An 18,880-nucleotide genomic window follows, 5' to 3' on the forward strand; every position below is an offset into this window, starting at 1 on the left:
TCCTCGAACGCGATCCCCAGCTTGAAGCTCGCGCCGGTCTCCGCCATGAACCGCTGCTCGTCGATGCCGATCAGCCGGTGAAACGCCCGCGCCGTCGGGATGGTGGATTCCCCGACGCCGATCGTCCCGATCTCGTCGGATTCGATCAAGGTGATATCCAGCACGGATCCCAACTGCTGCCCCAGTGCCGCGGCCGTCAGCCAGCCGGACGTCCCCCCGCCCGCGATCACCACCCGCCGCCGTTCGCTCATCGGTTCAGCCTTTGCATCACCTGGGCCCGCAACCTGCGCGCCGCCCCCTCATCCATCTCCCCGAGCGCCCCCCGCGCATGCCTCGGCAAATGCTCCGCCCCCTGCCCAGCCGGGCCGAACAGATAATAGTCGAACAGCGCGCGCCAGCTCTGCTTTTCGCTGTCGGGGCGGCTGCGAAGGCTGAGCAGTCCGTGCAGCAACGTGGTCATCGGCGTATCGACAAAGGCGGGCGTATCGTTCCACCAATGGTTGATCATCACGTTGAAGCCGTCCAGCGCCTCCACCTGATGCCACCACAGTGCCGGATAGACGAGCACATCGCCCGGTTCGAGTTCGGCCACCACTGCCCGCTCCAGCGCCGCACGGTACCGCGGATAGCGATCCAGATCGGGGGCCCGCGGATCGACCATGCTCACCACCTGTCCGCCGGGCGTAGGGTCCAGCGGTCCGGGGTAGAGGTTGGCGATCTGATCGGGCGGGAAAAGCAGGAACCGGCGGCGCCCGACAAGCGGACACGCGATGTTGTTCGACATGTCCCAATGGGTCGCGGCGACCGTATGGTTGCCGATCCAGATGCTCGCCAACGGCCTGGTTCCGCCCGGCAGGACGCCGTCCGGCACGACCGGGTTCTCGGCCCGCAGGCCGGGGAAGTAGATGTCCAAATCGGTCGAACCCAGATACACAGCATCCTCGCCGTCGCGGATGCGGGCTAGATAGTCGGCCAGCGGCGCACGCCCGGCGGCAAAGTTCATCGCCGTCAGCGTATCGTTGTAGAAGAAGCGCCCTGCGATCGCCGGCTCGCCGACGAAACCTACCACCGCCCGGCCCGCATCGAAGCGCGCGAGATACGCCATCGCCGCATCCGCACCGTCCCGCCCTATGGCGACCAGCGGCAGATCGGCGGCCGCCCCCTTCAGCACCACCGGCGCGCCGTCGTTGATCAGGGCAGAAAAATCCACGGCGTCATGTCGCAGGCCGTCGATCACGCGAACGGGGGGAAGCGCCGCCAGGTCCATCAGGCGCCAGCGAGCCGCCGGTTCTTGCGATCGATCAGATGCGGCACGTTGCCGAGCGAAGACAGCGCCCAGATCGCAGGTTGCAGATACCCCTGCGCATGCAGCCGCTCCAGCGCATCGCCCGTCAGCCGGGCCATCGCCTCGGCACCGATCGCATGAAAATCGTCCAGCACGTACCGCCTGCTGTCATCGAGCACGACCTCGATCGACACCGCCTCGATCACCCCCTCGGCGTCCAGTGCAGCGAACAACGCATCATTGGCCTGCGATCCCGCATGGATACGCCTGAGAACGTCCGCGACCGCTTCCAGATAGGGACTGTTGCCCCCTTGCGGCAGGAAAACCGGGCTGCCCTCTCCACCTCGGCCGACCCGCACGTGATCGAGATCGACATGGATCATCGGCTCGCCGGCCCCGCCCTCCCCGTCGCGCGGTACGCCGATGGAGAAAGGCCCGCGTTGGTGCAACGCCGGAATATAGCGCGCCTGCCACACGCCATCATCCAGAAACAGGTTTTCGTCCCGGTCCAGGCCGAGCAGCGCAACCGAATGGAGCCGGCCATCTTCGGACCGCCGGAACAGGATCGGATAATCGCGCTGTGCCTCCTCCCATTCGGTCGGGAAGATCAGCGTCTGGTTTACCGCATCGCCGTAAGCCGCACCTGGGCGGGTGATCACCGTCAGATCGTGATGATCGACATTGTTGAGAAGCACGATGTTCGTCACGAACAAACCTTATAAGCCATTGGGCGCTCGCCCGCCTATCATGCGGGCGAGCGCCATCGGCGACAATCCCCGATCAGAAGCGGAAGCGGCCACCCAGCAGGAAGCGGCGACGCAGCTCCTGCCCGAACCAAAGCTGGCTCTCGTCGCGGGCATAGGTGCGCAGTTTCTGTTCCGTCAGGTTGATGCCCTCGAACGACACCGCGAAATTGGGCGTAATGTCGTAGCTGATGTTGACGTCCAGCTGACCGAACGGCTTGGTGAACTCCGGATTGCGTGAACCCTGGCGGTTGATCCCCGACAGGAACTTGTCGCGCCAGTTATAGGCGACGCGGGCCGACAGCCCATATTTGTCGTAGATCAGCGTGGCGTTGAACGTATCCGACAGGCCGAGCAGCGCAAACTGATCCTCTGACGGGCTGGCGCCGATGTTGAACCCGACATCGCCGCGCACCAGCGTATAGGCCGCCCCGACACCGAACCCGGTCGATCCGAAGAAATGCTGTCCGGCAACCTCCAGGCCGTAGATCTCGGCATCGCGGTTGTTGACCGGCTGCGTCACCTGGAACTGGTAGAGCACGTCGGTACCGTTGGCGATCACGTCGCGCGCGCTGTTGATCTGCTTGACGAAATCGTCGTTCAGCGAGCGGGTGGTGGTGTTGTAGTTCGCCTGGAACTGCGTGGTGGCCGCCGCGATCGACCCGGTCTGGTCGAGCAGGGCGGTCAGCGCGAACAGGTTCACGTCGCTCTGGTCGGCGCCCAATGCTTGGAGCGCCGCGCGCGCCTGGCCCGACCGCGTGCCGGCCGCGCCCGAGCTGGGATCGCGCAGCCCGAACAGGTCGGAGGTGAATTGCCCGTTGCCGATGAAATTGCGGACACGCTTGTCGAACAACCCGAGCGAAACATAGCTGTCGGGCTTGTAGTACCATTCGATCGACGCATCGAAATTGTCCGATTCCAGCGGCACCAGTTGCGCGTTGCCGGTCGATGCGGTCGCGATGCCGCCATTGGCGATCGGGCGCGGCGGGCCGTTCACGCTGGTGGAGGTGAACAGATTGCCATATTCCGGCCGGGCGATCGTCTTGCTGTACGATACGCGTCCGATCAGGTTCTGCTGCAGCTCAACCTGAAAATCGATCGACGGCAGGAAATTGTCGTAGCTGCCCCGATCGCGCAGGTAGCTGCTCTGGTTCGAGATGACGACGGTGAAGTCGTTGTCGGACACCCAGTTGATGCCCGCCGGCACCGCCACCAGAGAGATGGAGCGCGATTTGGTCTTCTCGTACCGCAAACCGCCGACCAGCGTCGCCGGTGCGTTGGCGATCTCGCCCTTCCAGGTGACCTGCGCATAGGCGGACCAGATCTTTTCCCGGACACGATTGTCTTCGTTGGTGGTGATACCGACGGCGTTGGCGGCGCCCAGACCGGCATAATAAGGCGACAGGATGGAATAGATGCCGGCTGCGTTGCCGCGGAAGGCGATCTGCGACTCAGGATCGTTGCCGGGATCGAACTTCCGGAACTTGCAGATCAGGCAGAAGCTTTGCAGCGCGCCGGGCGCCAGCCGTTCGACGTCGCCGGGGTTGGTGATACCCCAGTCACCCAGCGTCTGCTGGGTGGCGACGCGCGTCTGATCCATCACCGTGTTGCGGAAGTTTCCGCCGAAGTCGACACGGCTGCCCCCGCCCAGGTCCCAGCCGAAATCTGCGCGGATCTCCTTCACCCGCTGTTCCTGCGACGAGGCGAAGGTGCGGCCGATCTGCGACCCTACCTGTGCCACCGTCAATGGCCCGTTGAGGGTGATGTCCTGCTTGGGGATGTCACCGCTATAATCGACCGAATGGGCGGTGACGACGTTCGCGCCCATGCCGACCAGTGTCGAGCTGGCGCCGTTGGGATTGTTGGGGTTGCTCGACGCCTTGCTGTAATGTCCGTCGATGTTGAGGGAGAAGTTGTCGGCAATGTCCCAGCGCATGTTCAGGCCGTAATCCTGGACACGGCTTTTCTGCGCACGGTTCTGCGCTTCGAAGCCTTCGTCCTTCGCGCCGTTGATCGTCTCGTGGAGATAGGTCGCGGTGGCGACCGTCGGGTTGCCGTCGAAGCGCACCTCGTCGAACGGGCGGCTGAACCAGTTCGACAGGTCCGACCGGATTTCCTCCTGCCGGTTCTGCGCAAACAGCGCATCGGCGGTCAGTGTCACCGTTTCGATCGGCTTGAATTGCAGCACCGCTTGCCCGTTGATGCGCTCGCGGCTGCCCTCGGCATAATGGTAGCGGCTGTCATTGGGAACGCCGACCAGCTGGTTCGGATCGGTCGGCGCGCCGGTGATGACCGTGCTGCCGTCCGACCGCACGAACCCGCCCGACAGGAAAGTGCTGTAGGGAATGATGTTCCAGTCGTTGGACGTCGCGCTGATCGAGGTGAAGTTGCGCTTCTGGTAGCTGCCGAACAGCGAAACGCCGAAACGGTCCGTCGGATCGGCCCAGTTCAGCACTCCGGACAATTCGGGCGTCACCTTCGATCCGCAATCCAGGCAACCGTCCGTGCTGGTATCGTACAGCGCCTTGGCGCCGACGCTGCCGGTCAGGCCGCCCTTGCCGTCCAGGGGGCGTCGGGTGACGACGTTGATCGTCGCGCCGATACCGCCGGTCGGGATCGCGGCCCGCCCCGTCTTGTATACCTCCAGCGTCCGCACGCCCTCCGACGCCAAGTTGGAAAAGTCGAAGGAACGGCTGGAGCCCTGTGCCGTATCGGCATTCTGGTCACCGCCGACCACGGATACGTTCGCGGTCGCCAGCTGGCGCCCGTTGAGCGTCACCAGATTGTAGCTCGGCCCGAAGCCGCGCACCGTCACCAGTGCACCTTCGCCGTTCGTCCGGTTGATCGACACGCCGGTGATGCGCTGAAGCGATTCGGCCAGGTTGGTGTCGGGGAACTTGCCGATATCCTCGGCCGAGATCGCGTCCACGATACCGGTGGAGTTGCGCTTGATCGCGATCGACCGCTCCAGGCTGGCGCGGATACCGGTCACCACGATCTCGTCGCCGGTGCCGTCCGTGGCGGCGCTTTCCGACGCCGGCGCCGTTTGCGGCGTGGTCAGCTGGCCCGCCGCCGCAGCCGGATCGGCTGTCGTGCCCGGCGGGGTCGTCGGCTGCGCGTTCGTCGCCTCCGCCCCGGTTTGCGTTTGCGCAAACGCGGTGGTCGTCAATGTGAGACAGGTGGCGACCGCCACCAGGGATACCGACCGCGCGAGCGTCGACGTGAGACCATTGGCCTTCATATTTGCCCCTCCTAATAGCAGGCCGTCCTTGTTCGGCCCATTCCTCCCACCGGTCAGATGCCGGCTTTGTGATCGCTACCATATGCCTGACGCGCGGCAAGCCGCAAGAGATAAGATTTGGTTTTTGCTACATTTTTACTTGGCGGGTGAAGGTCTTGGAAAAGGCAATCCATGGCAATACTTTGGTATATTACTCCGTCAAATGATCGCTGTGGCGTTTGCAAAGAGTTCGGCAGAAACCCTGCATGACATGAACGGTGGCGGGGCCGGCCACGGCAGGCCCCGCCACCGCATCACCATTCGACGCCGATCTTGCCGAAATGGGCACCACCCATTTCGTAGCGGAATGCGTCGGCCAGAGCGTCCAGCGCAAAGCGGCGGTCGATGATCGGGCGGATCTCCGCGGCGTCCAATGCGCGGACAAAATCCTGCTGCTCACGCCTGCTCCCGACGATCAATCCTTGCAGCCGCGCCTGCCGCGCCATCAGGGCGGCGGTCGGCACCTCTCCTCCCGCTCCCGTCAACACGCCGATCAGCGAGATATGCCCGCCGACCCGCACCGCCTCGATCGACTGGGCCAGCGTCCCCGGTCCGCCGACCTCCACCACATGATCGACGCCCCGCCCCCCGGTCCAGTCGCGCACCACGCGGCCCCAATCCTGCTGCTCGCGATAGTTCAGCGTGAACGCCGCACCCATGTCCTGCGCCCGTTCCAGCTTCTCGCCCGATGAGGAGGTGATCGCCACCGTGGCCCCCATCAAGCGGGCGAGTTGCAAGGCCCAAATGGAAACACCCCCGGTACCCAGCAGCAGGACCGTGTCACCGGCCTTGATCCCGCCATCGACGACCAGCGCACGCCATGCCGTCAGGCCTGCGGTGGTGATCGTTGCCGCCTCTACCGCGTCGAAGCCTTTGGGCGCATGGGTGAAGGCCGTCGCGGGCAGCACCACGAACTCCTGGGCGAAGCCGTCGATGCCGTCGCCGGGCGTGCGCGAAAAGTCACCCACGGTGGGCGGCCCATCCTGCCAATCGGGAAAGAAGCAGGACACCACCATGTCGCCCACCGCGAACTCGCCGACACCAGGTCCGACGGCCTCGACGGTGCCGGCGCCATCGGCCAGGGGGATGCGCCCGTCCGCGGCCGGCATCCGCCCGGTCGCGACGCCGAGATCGTGGAAGTTGAGCGAACTCCCGTGCAGCGCGACCCGGATCTCGCCCGGTCCCGGCTCGCCGGGATCGCGCCGGTCCTCCATCGCCAGTCGATCGAGGCCGATCGGGGCACGTAAAGCCATTACCTTCATGTCATGGTCCTTGTCACTGTCGCGGGGCTTCGAACGCCCGAGAGTGCAGGATCGTCGCGTTTGCATTCCCCCGCCGTTCCGGTCACGTTCGCCGGTGAGGATTCGGGGATCATCATGCTGAAAAAACGAATGATATTTGCAGCGCTCCTGCTGCCGGCCGCAGCCTGGGCGCAAAGCTCGCTTGAACAGGCGCGCGCCATTGCCGGCGATCCGCCCGCTGCCCGGCAACGTCTGGTGCTGGCTGATCTGCCAAAGGCGACGGGCAAGGTCACCGCGCTATTCGACGGGCGCAGCCTGACCGGTTGGCAACCGTGGCTCGGCTATGCCGATCCGGCACTGACCTATCGTGGCGATCCGAACGCGAAACCGGTCGGCACAAGCCGCGATACATCCGGCGACTTCGCCGTCAGGCAGGTGGACGGCGCGCCCGCGATCTGGATCAAGGGACAGACCTGGGGCAGTCTGGTGAACACCGCGGACCTGCGCGATTATCACCTGCGCCTGCAATATAAATGGGGCGCCAAGACCTGGGCACCCCGCGAAAAGGAGCCGCCGAACAACGGTTTGTTGTACCACACGCACGGCCAGCCGGGCGAGGTGTTCGGAACGTGGCGGCCATCGGTGGAATTCGAGATCATGAAGGGGTCGACCGGCATGATCGTGATGGTCGGCGGCAAGGTACGCGCCCGCACGACGGTGGCGCTCGACCCCTCGCTGATCGCGCCGCACCTGCGCTTCCGCACCACCGGGCGCACGGTCGACATGGTGAACGGCACCGGCACCTGGAATGTCGAGGCGGCCAGCGATGCCGAACGGCCGATCGGTGAATGGAACACGCTCGACCTGTACGTGGTCGGCGACCGGGCGATCCATGTCGTCAATGGCGTGCCGGTAGCGGAAGCCCGCGATCTCGCGACGGTCGCGCCGGACGGCAGCCGCCAGCCGCTCACGCACGGGCATATCCAGTTGCAGTCGGAGGGTGCCGAAACCTTCTTCCGCGCCATCACCGTGGAGCCGATCCGCACACTGCCCCGCATCGTGGTGAAATGACGGCAAAACCACCGCTCCCGAACCTTGGCGTTCGGAGCGGTGGCGGGCGGAACGGAACCGATCCGCCGATGCTTTGTGGACCGGTACATCCGGGAGCTACGATCATGACCGACACAACACGTCGCACCTTCGTGACAGGCGCGGCGGTGGCCGCGGGCGCCGTTGCCGCGACGCAGGCGGGGGCTGCCGCACAGGGCGGCAAAGCCCCCGCTGCGACCACGCCCGCCGCGGGCGCCTATCCGAAGCCGCCCTATCCCGTTCAACGTCAACCCTGGCCGGGCCTGGCATCCAGGATGACGCCGCGCCCCGATCATGGCGAGACGAGCTACAAGGGATCGGGCAAGCTGGCGGGGAAGCGGGCCCTGATCACCGGCGGCGACAGTGGCATCGGCCGGGCCGCGGCGATCGCCTACGCCCGCGAAGGCGCCGATGTCGCGATCAACTATTTGCCCGCGGAGGAGCCCGACGCGCGCGAGGTGATCGCGCTCATCCGCGCGGAAGGCCGCAAGGCAGTCGCGATCCCCGGCGATTTGCGCGACGAACGCTTTTGCCGGCGCCTGATCCAACAGGCGGCCGAACAACTCGGTGGGCTCGACATCCTGGTCAACAACGCGGCGCGGCAACAGACCCGGCCCGGTATCGCAGACATTTCCGCCCAGGATTTCGACGATACGATGAAGACGAACGTCTACGCACCCTTCTGGCTGACCAAGGCGGCCGTGGAGCGGATGGGTGCGGGCGCGGTCATCGTCAACACCTCGTCCGAACAGGCCGGCGACCCGTCCCCTGACATCGTCGACTACGCCCTGACCCGCGCCGCGGTGCTGAACTTCACCAAGAGCATGGCCAAGCAACTCGCCAGCCGGGGTATCCGGGTAAACGCCGTGGCGCCGGGACCGTTCTGGACACCGCTACAGGTGAGTGGCGGCGCAACGCCGGACAAGCTGCGCAGCTTCGGCGAGACGACACCGCTCGGTCGGGCGGGACAGCCTGCCGAGATCGCGGCGCTGTATGTCGCCGCGGCCGATCCCAGCCTCAGCTATTCCACCGGACAGATTTTCGGATCGTCCGGCGGTAACGGTCAGCCCGCCTGATAGGGATCGCCCGGAAACGCGATCGAAACCGTTTCCGGGCAATGCCTTATTGCGGCTTCACGAACTTCAGCGTGAAGCGGTCGCTCTCGCCGATCGCGGCATATTTGGCGCGGTCGACATCCTTCAGACGATAGGAGGGCGGCAGCGTCCACACGCCCTGTGGGTGATCGTGCGTGTCCTTGGGGTTGGCGTTGACCTTCGACTCCCCGGCCAGACGGAAGCCCGCCTCCTGCGCCAGACGCACCACCGTCGAGCGCTTGATATACCCGCTCGACTTTTCCCGCGCCGCATCCATCTCCTCGGGCAACCGATGGTCGACCACCCCCAGCACGCCCCCCGGCTTCAACGCATCGTAAAACGCCTTGAACGTCCGCCCGACCACCGCCGGATCATCCTGCATCAACAGGTTATGGACGTTGCGAAAGGTCAGCACCACGTCTGCGCTGCCCGCCGGCACGGTGGATAGGCCGGTTGCGAAATCGACCGTCCGGACCACCGTCTTGCCATAGGCGTCCGCCTTGGCGGCGAGCGCAGCGCTGGTGCGCTCCGCCTGCGATGTCGGCACCAGCGCAACATAGTGCCCGCGCCCCTTCACCATCGGCGCGAGGATAGCGGTATACCAGCCGCCACCGGGGATGAACTCGACCACCGTCTGCGTCGGTTTTACACCAAAGAAAGCCAGCGTCTCGGCCGGATGTCGATAACGATCGCGCGCCCGGTCTGCTTCGCTACGGGTAGAGGCGGCGACGGCGGCGGCGATGTCCTTGCCGGGCCGGACGGATTGCGCCGCAATTCCCGCGCTCCCCAGCGCGGCGACACAGGCGAATGCAACGATTGGACGGGACATGGCGGGCCTCTCCTGAACGGCTGACTTAGAGCGATCATGCCTCGCCACGGAGGCTGAAACAACCTCGCCACGGGTAGGTACGGTTGCGGCCGCCACGCCGATCCAACCGCTTGGAGCCAATCTGGGTTAGCAACGTTACATGCCAGCAATAAAATGGGGGCTGCGCTGCACATCATTCATCTCGCACTCGGCGGCTGTTTGAAAGCACCGCCTGTGACGTTCGGCATCACCGCTGATACCGGTGGCCATATCGCCTATGTTCTGGACGCTGCCTCCGCACAGGCACAGCGGCAATGCGTGGATGCGGTCAGCATCGTCACCCGCCTGTTCGATGATGCCGAACTCGGCACTGTGCATGCCCAGCGATCGGAATGGCTTGGCCCGAAACTCACGATCGAGCGGATCGCCACCGACGATCGCCGCTATCTCGAAAAGGAGGATCTGGCGAGCGACCTTGCGGCGTTTACAGAGGCATTCTGCCGGTATCTGGCCGCACTTCCCCGCCTGCCCGACGTAATCCACGCGCATTTCGCCGACGCCGCCGACGTCGCCCGCGTTGCCCAGAAGCGCTTCGGCATTCCCTTCGTCTATACCCCGCATGCGCTGGGCATCGACAAGCGCAGGCAGGGTTTTGCCGGCGATGCCCTGGAAGCACGTATCGCGGCGGAGCGGAACGCGATCATTCATGCCGATGCCATCATCGTATCGACACGGGACGAAGCGGATCGGCAGGTCGGTGGGTACGGCATCACGGCGGCGGCGCGGGTGCATTGCCTGTCGCCGGGCGTGCCACACCGTGCTGCCACCAGCGGCGAGGAGACGCTCGCCGATCATCTGGGCACGTGGTTCGACGATCCCGATCTGCCCATCCTGCTCGCGATCGCCAGGCCGGTCCGCAAGAAGAACCTTGCGGCATTGCTGCGCGCCTATGCCGCCGATCCGGCGCTGCGATCCGCTGCCAACCTCGTGATCCTCGCCGGTCAGCATGACCATGCGACGGGTGAGGAACGCGCCGTGCTGGACGAACTGGCGGCGCTGGCGGCGGATCCAGTACTTCACGGGAAAGTCGCGCTGCCCGCACGACACGGCGCGGCCGATGTCGCTGCACTTTACGCACGCGCGGGCCGGGGCGGCGTGTTCGTCAATCCCGCGCTGCATGAACCGTTCGGCTTGACCGTGATCGAGGCCGCTGCGGCGGGTGTCCCCGTGGTCGCAACCTGCAACGGCGGACCGGTGGAGATCGTCGCCGCGCTCGGCCACGGTCTGCTGGTCGATCCGCGCGACGATGCGGCGATCGCGGATGCCTGTCGTACGCTCATCGGCGATGCGGATCGCCACGCCACGCTCGCCGCGTCGGCACTGGCGCGGGTCGATCGCTATAGCTGGGATCGTTATGCGGCTTCGTCGATCGCCGTCTATCGCACGGCGGGGCAGCCGCGGCTGCTCGCCTCCGATATCGACAACACGTTGACCGGCTGTGTAGAAAGCGCGCGCGCCTTTGCCGACTGGGCAGGCGTTCGCGACATCCCGTTCATCGTGGCGACCGGGCGCTCGTTCCATGATGCGCGCACCGTGCTCGGCGCATGGAATCTGCCTCAGCCGGATGCTTATATCGTCGATGTCGGCACGCGGATCATGCGGCGGGATGACGATGGGAACTGGCGCGCATGCCCTGATTACGCCGCGCTGCTCGACCGGGACTGGGACCGCGATGCAGCGGTGAAGGCGCTGGCCCCGCTTTCGCTGACCGCGCAACCGCATGCGGTGCAGACCCGGCACAAGATCAGCTTCTTCGGCGACGAGGCCACGGTCGCCACCATCCGCGATGCGCTGGCCGATGCGGGAGTGGCCGCGCGCGTCATCTTTTCGCATGGCCACCTGATCGACGTGCTGGCACCGGCCGGCGGCAAGGCCGCTGCCATTGCCGCCTATGCCGGTCGAATGGGACTGCCCCTGTCGGCGTGTCTCGCTGCGGGCGACAGCGGAAACGATGCTGATATGCTGGCGGCGTGCGGCCATGCCATCGTCGTTGCCAACGCCGACACCGATCTCGACCATCTGGAACCGAGACCGGGATTGTACCGGACTGCGGCACCTCATGCCGCCGGCGTATTGGAGGGGCTGGCGCTGCATGGACTGGCGTCCGCACCGCTGCAGGTGGCGGCATGACCCGCCCCTTCGGCTATTTCGTCCACCATCAGGGCCGCGGCCACGCCGAACGCTGCGCCGCTATCGCCCGCGCCCTGCCGCCCGGACGCCCCCTCACCATCTTCTGCGCACGCGACGATATCTTCCCGTCGCTGCCGGAGCATGTTGAACGCATCCGCATTCCCTCGCTCTTCGAGGCAACGGGTGCGGAAGCGGGAACGATGGATTGGGTGCCGACGCCCGATACGCTGCACTGCGCGCCCTTGGGCTGGCCCGGCATACGGCGCGCGATGGCGACGATCACCGCGTGGTTCGACCATGCCGACCCCGCGCTCATGATCTGCGACGTGTCTGCCGAAATTGCGCAACTGGCCCGCATCTGTTCGGTGCCGCACGTCAAGATCCTCCAGCATGGCGAACGTGGCGATCCCGGTCACCGCGCGGCCTATGACGGTGCTGCCGGACTGCTCGCGCCCTTTCATGCCGATCTTGCGCAGAGCGATTGGGATGCCGGAATGCGCGCGCGTACCTGCTTTGCCGGCGGCCTGGGCGTGGACACCCGCGTATCCGAGCGCGAGGTGGCTCGCCAGCGCATCGGCGTCGCACCGGGCGAGGAAATGATCCTCGTGGTCGCGGGCGGTGGCGGCGGCGGTTTTGCGCAGGCGCCGCTCGGTGTCGGCGCACGCACCCGCCCTAACGCGCGCTGGATCACCATCGGCCCGGTACAGCGCGACTGGCACGCAACCGAGCCCGCCAATATCGAACATCGCGGCTGGGTGGATGATGCGGCGGATCATATCGCCGCCGCTGACATCGTCATCGCCTCGACGGGCAATACGACCTGCCAGCAGATATTGGCCGCCGGCCGCCCCTGGCTGGCGGTACCCGAATGGCGTTATTTCGACGAACAGCATTGCAAGGCTGACGCGCTCGCCCGCGCCGGCGTCGCCACCGTCCGCCCCCATCTGCCATCCTCGGCCAGCGGGTGGAGTCAGGCGCTGGCCGACACGGTGGCTGCCCATGACCCCCACCGGCAACGCAGCATGATCGACGATGCACCTGCCGAGGCGACCGCCCGCTGGCTGGAGGCGCTTGCCGACCGGCTGTGGTCGCCCTGTTCCACCCCCGCCCCTTCCCACCCCATGCCGAACGAGCAACCATCCGCATGACCCAGATCTCCGTCGTCACCTTGGCCAAGGGCCGCCCCGACCACCTCGTCAACCTCGTCCACGGCCTGTCCCGGCAGACGCAGCAGCCCGCCGAACTGATCGTCGCGGTGATGCAGGACGCGCTCTATGTGCTGCCCGACGCGCCCTTTCCCATTCGGCAGATGCAGATCGTCGGCGACGCGCTGCCCCTGGCGCAAGCGCGCAACGCCGCGGCGCGCGCCGCCATCGGCGAGATGATCGTCTTTCTCGACATGGACTGCATCCCGACGCCGACGCTGGTCGCGGATTATGCCGGGTTCCTGGTGGATTATGACGGGCTGTTGATGGGCGAGGTCATGTATCTGCCGGGCGGCGCCACGGCCGATGACTGGTCCTTCGACCGTTTTGCCGAGGTCGCGGTGAAGCATTCCGACCGGCGCGGTCCCCCGCCCCGCGGGATCGAGCGGTGCGAGGATTATCGCTGCTTCTGGTCGCTCAACTTCGCGATGCGGCGCGACACCTTCCTGCGCGTCGGCGGGTTCGACGAACGCTATGCCGGCTATGGCGGCGAGGATACCGATTTCGGCAAGACGCTGGATCAGGCGGGTGTGCCGATCGCCTGGGTCAAGGGCGCGCTGGCGTATCACCAATATCACCCGCATCACATGCCGCCCGTCCACCATCTGGACAGCGTGGTACGCAATGCGCAGCTTTTCGAGGAGAAGTGGGGCTATCGCACCATGGGCCACTGGCTGCACGCTTTCGGCCTGATGGGCCTGATCGACCATGCGCCGGGCCGGCCGATCCGCATCCTGCGCCGCCCCGATGCCGAGGATCTGGCCTTGACCGGGCAGCAGAGCCATCAGCCCTATGCCAACACCGCCACCGTCATTCGCCTGCTGGAAGCGCGCGTCGCGGCATGAGGATCGCGGTCCTCGGCCATGTCCGCCAGCGCATCGCGCAACCCTTCGCCGGGGGCATGGAGTCGCATTGCTGGCATCTGGCGGCGGGGCTTCAGGCGCGCGGCCATGATGTCGTGCTGTTCGCGTCCGGCGACAGCGATCCCCGCTTCACCATCGATCCCGTCCTGCCGACCCATTACGAGGCGACCTTCCCCTGGGCGGAGCATCGCGGCTCTGCGCCGCTGATCGCGCATCTGGACGGCGGCTATGACGCAGCATGCGACCGGATCGCGGCTGGCGGGTTCGATGTCGTGCACAATAACAGCCTGCACCGCTTCCCGATCGAGCCGCGTCGCACGGCGACGGTGCCGACCGTCACCTCGCTCCACGTTCCGCCCTATGACGCGCTGCACTGGTTCGTCCGGGCGAGCGCAGTGCCGACCCACCGCTTGACCGTGACCTCCGCCCGGCAGCTCACCGCATGGTGGCCGGAGGGGGCGCCGCCCGAGGCATCCGTGCTGCATAACGGCATCGACCCCGCCCTGTGGCCGTTCGTGCCCCAAGGCGACGGCAGCGCCGCATGGTGCGGACGGATCACCCCGAACAAGGGCCCGCATCTGGCCGCGCAGGCAGCGCGGATCGCGGGCGTGCCGCTCACCCTGTTCGGCCCGGTCGAGGACCCCGACTACTGGCATGCCGAGGTAGAGCCGCTGCTCGGCGGCGACATCCGCTATGGCGGGCATCTGGGCGGCGCGGCCCTCGCCGCGGCGATCGGCCAAGCCTCCGTCTTCGTCTTCACGCCCTGCTGGGACGAGCCTTTCGGGCTGGTCGCGGTGGAGGCGATGGCATGCGGCCTGCCCGTTGCCGCATTCGACATGGGCGCCGCGCGCGAGATCGTCGGTGAGGCCGGATACTTCGCCACCGCCGGCGACGTTCCCGGACTGGCGGACGCGATCCTCACGGCCATGGCCCTGCCGCGAGACGTGCCGCGCAAGCGCGTGGAGCGATCCTTCACCCACGACCTCTGGCTGGACCACTGCGAGGCCTTGTACCGCGACGTGGCCACCGCGCGGACGCCGCTCGCCGCATGACGACGGCCAACGCTATCCAGCATGCCCTCGACCAGCTGTATCGCGCCCATGTCGGGCCCGGCGACCCCTATGCCCTGGTCGACTTTCCGGACCACGCCAATGTCGGCGACAGCGCGATCTGGCTCGGCGAAATCGCGATGCTGCGCGGGATAACCGGGCATGAGCCCGCCTATGTCTCCGCATGGCACGATTTCGATGCCGAGGCTTTTCGCCGCGCCTGTCCGACGGGGACGCTGTTCCTGCATGGCGGTGGCAATCTCGGCGATATCTGGCCGCACCATCAGCAGTTTCGCGAGCATATCCTGGCGACGGTCCATGACCGCGCGGTGGTGCAGTTGCCGCAGTCGGTTCACTTCCGGAACCCCGACGGCGTGGCGCGCTTCGCCAGCCTCGCCACCGAACATCCCGCTTTCACGCTCTACGTCCGCGACCGGCCAAGCCTCGACTTCGCAAGCGCGCGCCTGTCCTGCCCCACGCATCTCGGCCCGGACTCCGCCTTCGCGCTGGGCCACCAATCGCGCGCACCCGCAGATTGCGACGTCCTGATGCTGCTGCGCACCGACGACGAGCGGCGCGACCATGCGACGATGCCGTCGGCCGAAACCACCATGGTCGATTGGCTGGAGGACGATCCCGACCTGCCCCGCGCCTTTACGTCGCAGGCCAGGGCGCGCGTCGACCGCGGCCTGCGCCTGCTGTCGCGTGGGCGCGTCATCGTGACCGATCGGCTGCACGGCCATATTCTGGCTGACCTGCTCGGCATTCCCCACGTCGTGCTCGACAACGACTATGGCAAGATCGCCGCCTATCTGGCGGCATGGGCGGGGTCGGAACGGGTGCCGGCGATCCGCGCCACGACCATGGCGGAGGCGGAGCGCGCGGCCGCGCAACTCGCATGATCGAAGTCTCACTGCTGATCTGCACCCGCAACCGCAGCACCTCGCTCGGCACGACGCTGGCCTCGGTCGCCCATGCGGTCGCGCAGGCACCCGATACGGCCGTCGAGGTGATCCTGGTCGACAACGGATCGAGCGACGATACACCCGACGTGCTGGCCAGCTGGCGCGCGGCACAGGCCTTCCCCGTTCGGCTGGTCCGGGAGGATCGCCCCGGCCTCGCCGCCGCGCGCAATGCCGGCCTGGCCTTGGTGCGGGGGCGGATCATCGCAATGACTGACGACGATTGCGTCCTGCACGCCGACTATTTCGCCGCGCTCGTCCGTGCCTTCGGTGAAGCGCCCGGCCCGGCGGTGATCGGCGGGCGCATCCTGCTCGGCGATCCACGCGACCTGATGGTCACGGTGAAGCTGGAGGATCATCCGATGGTCGCCGATCCCCGCGGCTTTCCCGGCGGTTTCGTCATGGGCGCCAATCTGGCGTTCGGCGCGGACGTGCTGGCGCTGGTCGGACCGTTCGACGAACGGTTCGGCGCCGGCGCACCCTTCGTCGCGGCGGAGGATACCGATTTCCTGTTCCGCGCGACCGGGCTCGGCATTCCCCTGCGCTACGATCCGCGCATGACGGTCGATCATCATCACGGCCGCCGCGATACGCGTGAGGAACGGCAATTGCTGACCGGCTACAGCTTCGGCGACGGGGCGCTCTATGCCAAGCATCTGTTCCGCGATGGCCGGGTGCTGCGTGCGATCATGCGCGACGTCGGCGACCTGCGCCGCGACCTGCGCGATCCGGTAAGGACGCATGCCGGCATCCGCCGCTTCTACGGCTTCCGCCTGTTCCACAAGGCGCGCGGCCTGTGCGCCTATTGGCGCCGGTCAGGCGTCACCAGGCCAGGGCCAGCGACAACGTAGCATGGGGCACCACGGTCGCGGTGGTGCCCGCCGGCGCATCCAGCCGGCGCAGGCGATCGTCGCGGACCAGTGCCAGTATTTCGGCCTGTACCGTCGCCTTGGCCCCGCCGATCCGCACCGGCTGCGCCAGCGACAGGCCGCCGCTGGCATAGGCGCGGTCGCCACTGTCGGCCGCATAGAAGCCGTGCCAGCCGACGCCGCCCATGACGGGCACCGCCAGCGTCGGCCCATCCTCCCGCGCCGTCAGTGCAAAGGACGGCGCGATCCCGCCGATCGTATAGAAGCCGCCCTGCCCGCGCGTTCGCCGCGTCACCGCGAAACGCGGCTTCAGCCAGCCGACCGCATCGTCGCCGGTGTAGAGAAAGGTCGCACTCGCCTCATGCGTGGTCGATGCGATGCCGTTAGGACTGGCCTTGATCGCATAGGCGAGCGCAGCCGTCAGCCCCGCGGCGGGACGCCATGCGAGACTGACGATCGAATTGCTCTCATACCATGCGCGCGGCGACGCCCGTTCATCCGCCCGCGGCGCATGGAAGCCGTTGGAGCTTTGCCCGACCAGAAACAGATCGCCCGAACCGCCCTGCCCCCGCCGCAGGACCAGCGCGCCACCGATCGACACATGCACCGGCACCCGGTCCAACCCGGCGTCGTCGTCGTCATAGGCTCCGCGGGCATAATCGCCATTGCGCACGTCGAACGAGATGACGGGATGCGCGGTGCCTTCCCGAACATCGATTTCCGACAGCGTCGCATCCTCGGTATCCGCGAACGGGATCGTCTGTGCCGCCGCCGGTGCGGCGGCCAGACACGCCGCCGCTACCGGGATCGTCACCCTCCAGGCTGGGGTCACGCGGTCCGGCGAACCAGCCATACCGTGTCGCCGGCATCGTCGACGACGAACACCGCGCCGTCGTCGCGCGTCTGGATGCTTACCGGCCGGCCATAAACGTCACCCTTCTTGGCGTCGGCGACGAAGCCGGTCAGGAACGGTTGCGGCTCACCGGTCGGGCGTCCCGCGGCAAACGGCACGGCCAGCACGTCATAGCCGCTGAAGCTGGACCGGTTCCACGATCCATGCCGCGCGACGAAGGCCATCGGCGACCCCGCCCCCTTTGAAAAGGCGAGGCCGAGTGCGGCGCTATGCGGCCCGACCGCAACATCGGGCATCAGCGTCGTCGCCAGCAGATCGCGCCGCTCATTGGCGTGGCGCGGGTCCTGCTTTCCGTAATAGCTGTAGGGCCAGCCATAGAAGCCACCCTCACGAACGCCGACCAGATAATCCGGAGCGATGTCGTCGCCGATCTCGTCCCGCTCGTTCACCGCGGTCCACAGCGTCGAGGATGCCGGCGCCCACGCCATGCCGACGGGGTTGCGCAGGCCCGAAGCATAAAGGCGCTCGCGTCCCGTCGCCAGGTCGATCGCCAGGATGGCGGCGCGGCGCTTCTCCTCATCCATGCCATATTCGCCGACATTGGAGGCCGATCCGACCGAGACGTAGAGCGTGCGCGCATCCGGGCTGAGCAACAGGTTGCGCGTCCAGTGATTGTTATACCCGCCCGCCGGCAGCGACACGATCGTGCGCGGCGCGGCGGTGATCCGCGTCTGTCCCGGCTGATACGGGAAGCTGATCACCCCGTCCGTATTGGCGACATAGAGCCGCCCATTGGCATATTGCATGCCGAACGGCTGGTTCAGCCCTTCGCGCAACACGAAGCGTTCCTCCGCCACACCGTCGCGGTTCGCATCACGCAACAGGGTGATGCGATTGGCGCTGAAGCCGGTCGTCTTCGACAGCGCCTGGCCGCGTTGCACTTCGGGATCGGCGTCCAGCTTCGGCTTGGTGCGGGCCTCGGCCACCAGAACGTCGCCATTGGGCAGCAGCAGCGCCTGGCGGGGATAATCCAGTCCGCCCGCGAATTTCACCACCTCGAACCCACGCGGGGCAACCGGCTTGCGTCCGTCCGGCCAGCCGATCGTGCGTGGATGATTGACCACCGACTCCGTCGCATAGGGTTCCGGCTGATCCTTCAGGCCGATCACGCGCTGCGCCTGCTGGGCATGGGCGGTGCCGGCGATCAGCGTCGTGGCGAGGATGCAGCGGGCGATGGTGTTTCTGGTCATGACGGCTCCCGGTTGTATCGCCACAAAACCGTCCGAGACGGCCTTATATCCCTTGCGCACCGGGATCGTCCGATTGCGCGCATACGGCCATGCCGGGAT

General features: G+C 66.7%; 16 protein-coding genes. 8 read left to right on the forward strand and 8 right to left on the reverse strand.

Annotation, left to right across the window (positions count from 1 at the left end; genetic code table 11):
- The 5 genes from OXR08_RS05530 to OXR08_RS05550 form a co-directional block, all read right to left on the reverse strand.
- The coding region (locus OXR08_RS05530) for a tryptophan 7-halogenase (RefSeq protein WP_267348412.1) at nt 1-251 on the reverse strand (251 nt) is incomplete at its 3' end.
- The gene (locus OXR08_RS05535) at nt 248-1,267 is read right to left on the reverse strand and encodes a cupin-like domain-containing protein (RefSeq protein WP_267348414.1); all 1,020 of its coding nucleotides are present in this window, start codon (nt 1,265-1,267) and stop codon (nt 248-250) included. The genes OXR08_RS05530 and OXR08_RS05535, both read right to left, overlap by 4 nt.
- Entirely contained in the window at nt 1,267-1,992 is a 726-nt protein-coding gene (locus tag OXR08_RS05540; RefSeq protein WP_267348416.1) for a SapC family protein, read from the reverse strand. Before OXR08_RS05540 ends, OXR08_RS05535 begins: the two co-directional genes overlap by 1 nt.
- Before the next feature lie 73 nt (nt 1,993-2,065).
- Nucleotides 2,066-5,269 carry a TonB-dependent receptor gene (locus OXR08_RS05545; RefSeq protein ID WP_267348418.1) on the reverse strand — a complete coding sequence of 1,068 codons (3,204 nt, stop codon included), beginning with the start codon at nt 5,267-5,269 and terminating at the stop codon, nt 2,066-2,068.
- Between the two features lie 293 nt (nt 5,270-5,562).
- On the reverse strand, nt 5,563-6,570 hold the full coding sequence (locus OXR08_RS05550) for an NAD(P)-dependent alcohol dehydrogenase (RefSeq protein WP_267348420.1): 1,008 nt from the start codon (nt 6,568-6,570) through the stop codon (nt 5,563-5,565).
- Nucleotides 6,571-6,684: 114 nt separating this feature from the next.
- Here OXR08_RS05550 and OXR08_RS05555 point away from each other — a divergent pair, with 114 nt between their 5' ends.
- Both OXR08_RS05555 and OXR08_RS05560 read left to right on the forward strand, forming a co-directional pair.
- Nucleotides 6,685-7,620 carry a DUF1080 domain-containing protein gene (locus OXR08_RS05555; RefSeq protein ID WP_267348422.1) on the forward strand — a complete coding sequence of 312 codons (936 nt, stop codon included), beginning with the start codon at nt 6,685-6,687 and terminating at the stop codon, nt 7,618-7,620.
- Between the two features lie 104 nt (nt 7,621-7,724).
- Nucleotides 7,725-8,714 (forward strand): SDR family oxidoreductase, encoded by a 990-nt coding sequence (locus OXR08_RS05560; RefSeq protein ID WP_267348424.1) that lies wholly within the window; start codon nt 7,725-7,727, stop codon nt 8,712-8,714.
- A 46-nt stretch (nt 8,715-8,760) separates the two neighbouring features.
- Here OXR08_RS05560 and OXR08_RS05565 read toward each other — a convergent pair whose 3' ends face one another.
- A complete protein-coding gene (locus OXR08_RS05565) occupies nt 8,761-9,561 on the reverse strand; it encodes a methyltransferase (protein WP_267348426.1) in 801 nt (266 codons plus the stop codon).
- A 198-nt stretch (nt 9,562-9,759) separates the two neighbouring features.
- On the opposite strand from OXR08_RS05565, the gene OXR08_RS05570 reads away from it, so the two are divergent.
- The 6 genes from OXR08_RS05570 to OXR08_RS05595 are packed head-to-tail and all read left to right on the forward strand — an operon-like array spanning nt 9,760 to nt 16,660.
- On the forward strand, nt 9,760-11,730 hold the full coding sequence (locus OXR08_RS05570; protein ID WP_267348428.1) for an HAD-IIB family hydrolase: 1,971 nt from the start codon (nt 9,760-9,762) through the stop codon (nt 11,728-11,730).
- Nucleotides 11,727-12,878 (forward strand): glycosyltransferase, encoded by a 1,152-nt coding sequence (locus tag OXR08_RS05575; protein WP_267348430.1) that lies wholly within the window; start codon nt 11,727-11,729, stop codon nt 12,876-12,878. Before OXR08_RS05570 ends, OXR08_RS05575 begins: the two co-directional genes overlap by 4 nt.
- Nucleotides 12,875-13,780, forward strand: coding sequence for a galactosyltransferase-related protein (locus OXR08_RS05580; protein WP_267348432.1), 906 nt, complete (start codon nt 12,875-12,877; stop codon nt 13,778-13,780). The genes OXR08_RS05575 and OXR08_RS05580 overlap by 4 nt, the downstream gene beginning before the upstream one ends.
- Nucleotides 13,777-14,850 carry a glycosyltransferase gene (locus OXR08_RS05585; protein ID WP_267348434.1) on the forward strand — a complete coding sequence of 358 codons (1,074 nt, stop codon included), beginning with the start codon at nt 13,777-13,779 and terminating at the stop codon, nt 14,848-14,850. Before OXR08_RS05580 ends, OXR08_RS05585 begins: the two co-directional genes overlap by 4 nt.
- A complete protein-coding gene (locus OXR08_RS05590) occupies nt 14,847-15,749 on the forward strand; it encodes a polysaccharide pyruvyl transferase family protein (protein WP_267348436.1) in 903 nt (300 codons plus the stop codon). Before OXR08_RS05585 ends, OXR08_RS05590 begins: the two co-directional genes overlap by 4 nt.
- Nucleotides 15,746-16,660 carry a glycosyltransferase family 2 protein gene (locus OXR08_RS05595; RefSeq protein WP_267348438.1) on the forward strand — a complete coding sequence of 305 codons (915 nt, stop codon included), beginning with the start codon at nt 15,746-15,748 and terminating at the stop codon, nt 16,658-16,660. Before OXR08_RS05590 ends, OXR08_RS05595 begins: the two co-directional genes overlap by 4 nt.
- Here OXR08_RS05595 and OXR08_RS05600 read toward each other — a convergent pair.
- Both OXR08_RS05600 and OXR08_RS05605 read right to left on the reverse strand, forming a co-directional pair.
- Nucleotides 16,632-17,510, reverse strand: coding sequence for a hypothetical protein (locus OXR08_RS05600; RefSeq protein ID WP_267348440.1), 879 nt, complete (start codon nt 17,508-17,510; stop codon nt 16,632-16,634). The genes OXR08_RS05595 and OXR08_RS05600 overlap by 29 nt on opposite strands.
- Nucleotides 17,507-18,781 carry a sorbosone dehydrogenase family protein gene (locus tag OXR08_RS05605; RefSeq protein WP_267348442.1) on the reverse strand — a complete coding sequence of 425 codons (1,275 nt, stop codon included), beginning with the start codon at nt 18,779-18,781 and terminating at the stop codon, nt 17,507-17,509. The genes OXR08_RS05600 and OXR08_RS05605 overlap by 4 nt, the downstream gene beginning before the upstream one ends.
- Between the last annotated feature and the right edge of the window lie 99 nt (nt 18,782-18,880).

The sequence above is a fragment of the Sphingomonas sp. GM_Shp_2 genome (genome assembly GCF_026540875.1).
GTDB lineage: Bacteria > Pseudomonadota > Alphaproteobacteria > Sphingomonadales > Sphingomonadaceae > Sphingomonas > Sphingomonas carotinifaciens.

What these genes read in the sequence shown, in the direction of transcription:
- OXR08_RS05535 (WP_267348414.1), bottom strand. Translation starts at nt 1,267, where the DNA reads ATGGACCTGGCGGCGCTTCCCCCCGTTCGCGTGATCGACGGCCTGCGA.
- OXR08_RS05545 (WP_267348418.1), bottom strand. Translation starts at nt 5,269, where the DNA reads ATGAAGGCCAATGGTCTCACGTCGACGCTCGCGCGGTCGGTATCCCTG.
- OXR08_RS05550 (WP_267348420.1), bottom strand. Translation starts at nt 6,570, where the DNA reads ATGAAGGTAATGGCTTTACGTGCCCCGATCGGCCTCGATCGACTGGCG.
- OXR08_RS05555 (WP_267348422.1), top strand. Translation starts at nt 6,685, where the DNA reads ATGCTGAAAAAACGAATGATATTTGCAGCGCTCCTGCTGCCGGCCGCA.
- OXR08_RS05560 (WP_267348424.1), top strand. Translation starts at nt 7,725, where the DNA reads ATGACCGACACAACACGTCGCACCTTCGTGACAGGCGCGGCGGTGGCC.
- OXR08_RS05565 (WP_267348426.1), bottom strand. Translation starts at nt 9,561, where the DNA reads ATGTCCCGTCCAATCGTTGCATTCGCCTGTGTCGCCGCGCTGGGGAGC.
- OXR08_RS05575 (WP_267348430.1), top strand. Translation starts at nt 11,727, where the DNA reads ATGACCCGCCCCTTCGGCTATTTCGTCCACCATCAGGGCCGCGGCCAC.
- OXR08_RS05580 (WP_267348432.1), top strand. Translation starts at nt 12,875, where the DNA reads ATGACCCAGATCTCCGTCGTCACCTTGGCCAAGGGCCGCCCCGACCAC.
- OXR08_RS05585 (WP_267348434.1), top strand. Translation starts at nt 13,777, where the DNA reads ATGAGGATCGCGGTCCTCGGCCATGTCCGCCAGCGCATCGCGCAACCC.
- OXR08_RS05590 (WP_267348436.1), top strand. Translation starts at nt 14,847, where the DNA reads ATGACGACGGCCAACGCTATCCAGCATGCCCTCGACCAGCTGTATCGC.
- OXR08_RS05595 (WP_267348438.1), top strand. Translation starts at nt 15,746, where the DNA reads ATGATCGAAGTCTCACTGCTGATCTGCACCCGCAACCGCAGCACCTCG.
- OXR08_RS05605 (WP_267348442.1), bottom strand. Translation starts at nt 18,781, where the DNA reads ATGACCAGAAACACCATCGCCCGCTGCATCCTCGCCACGACGCTGATC.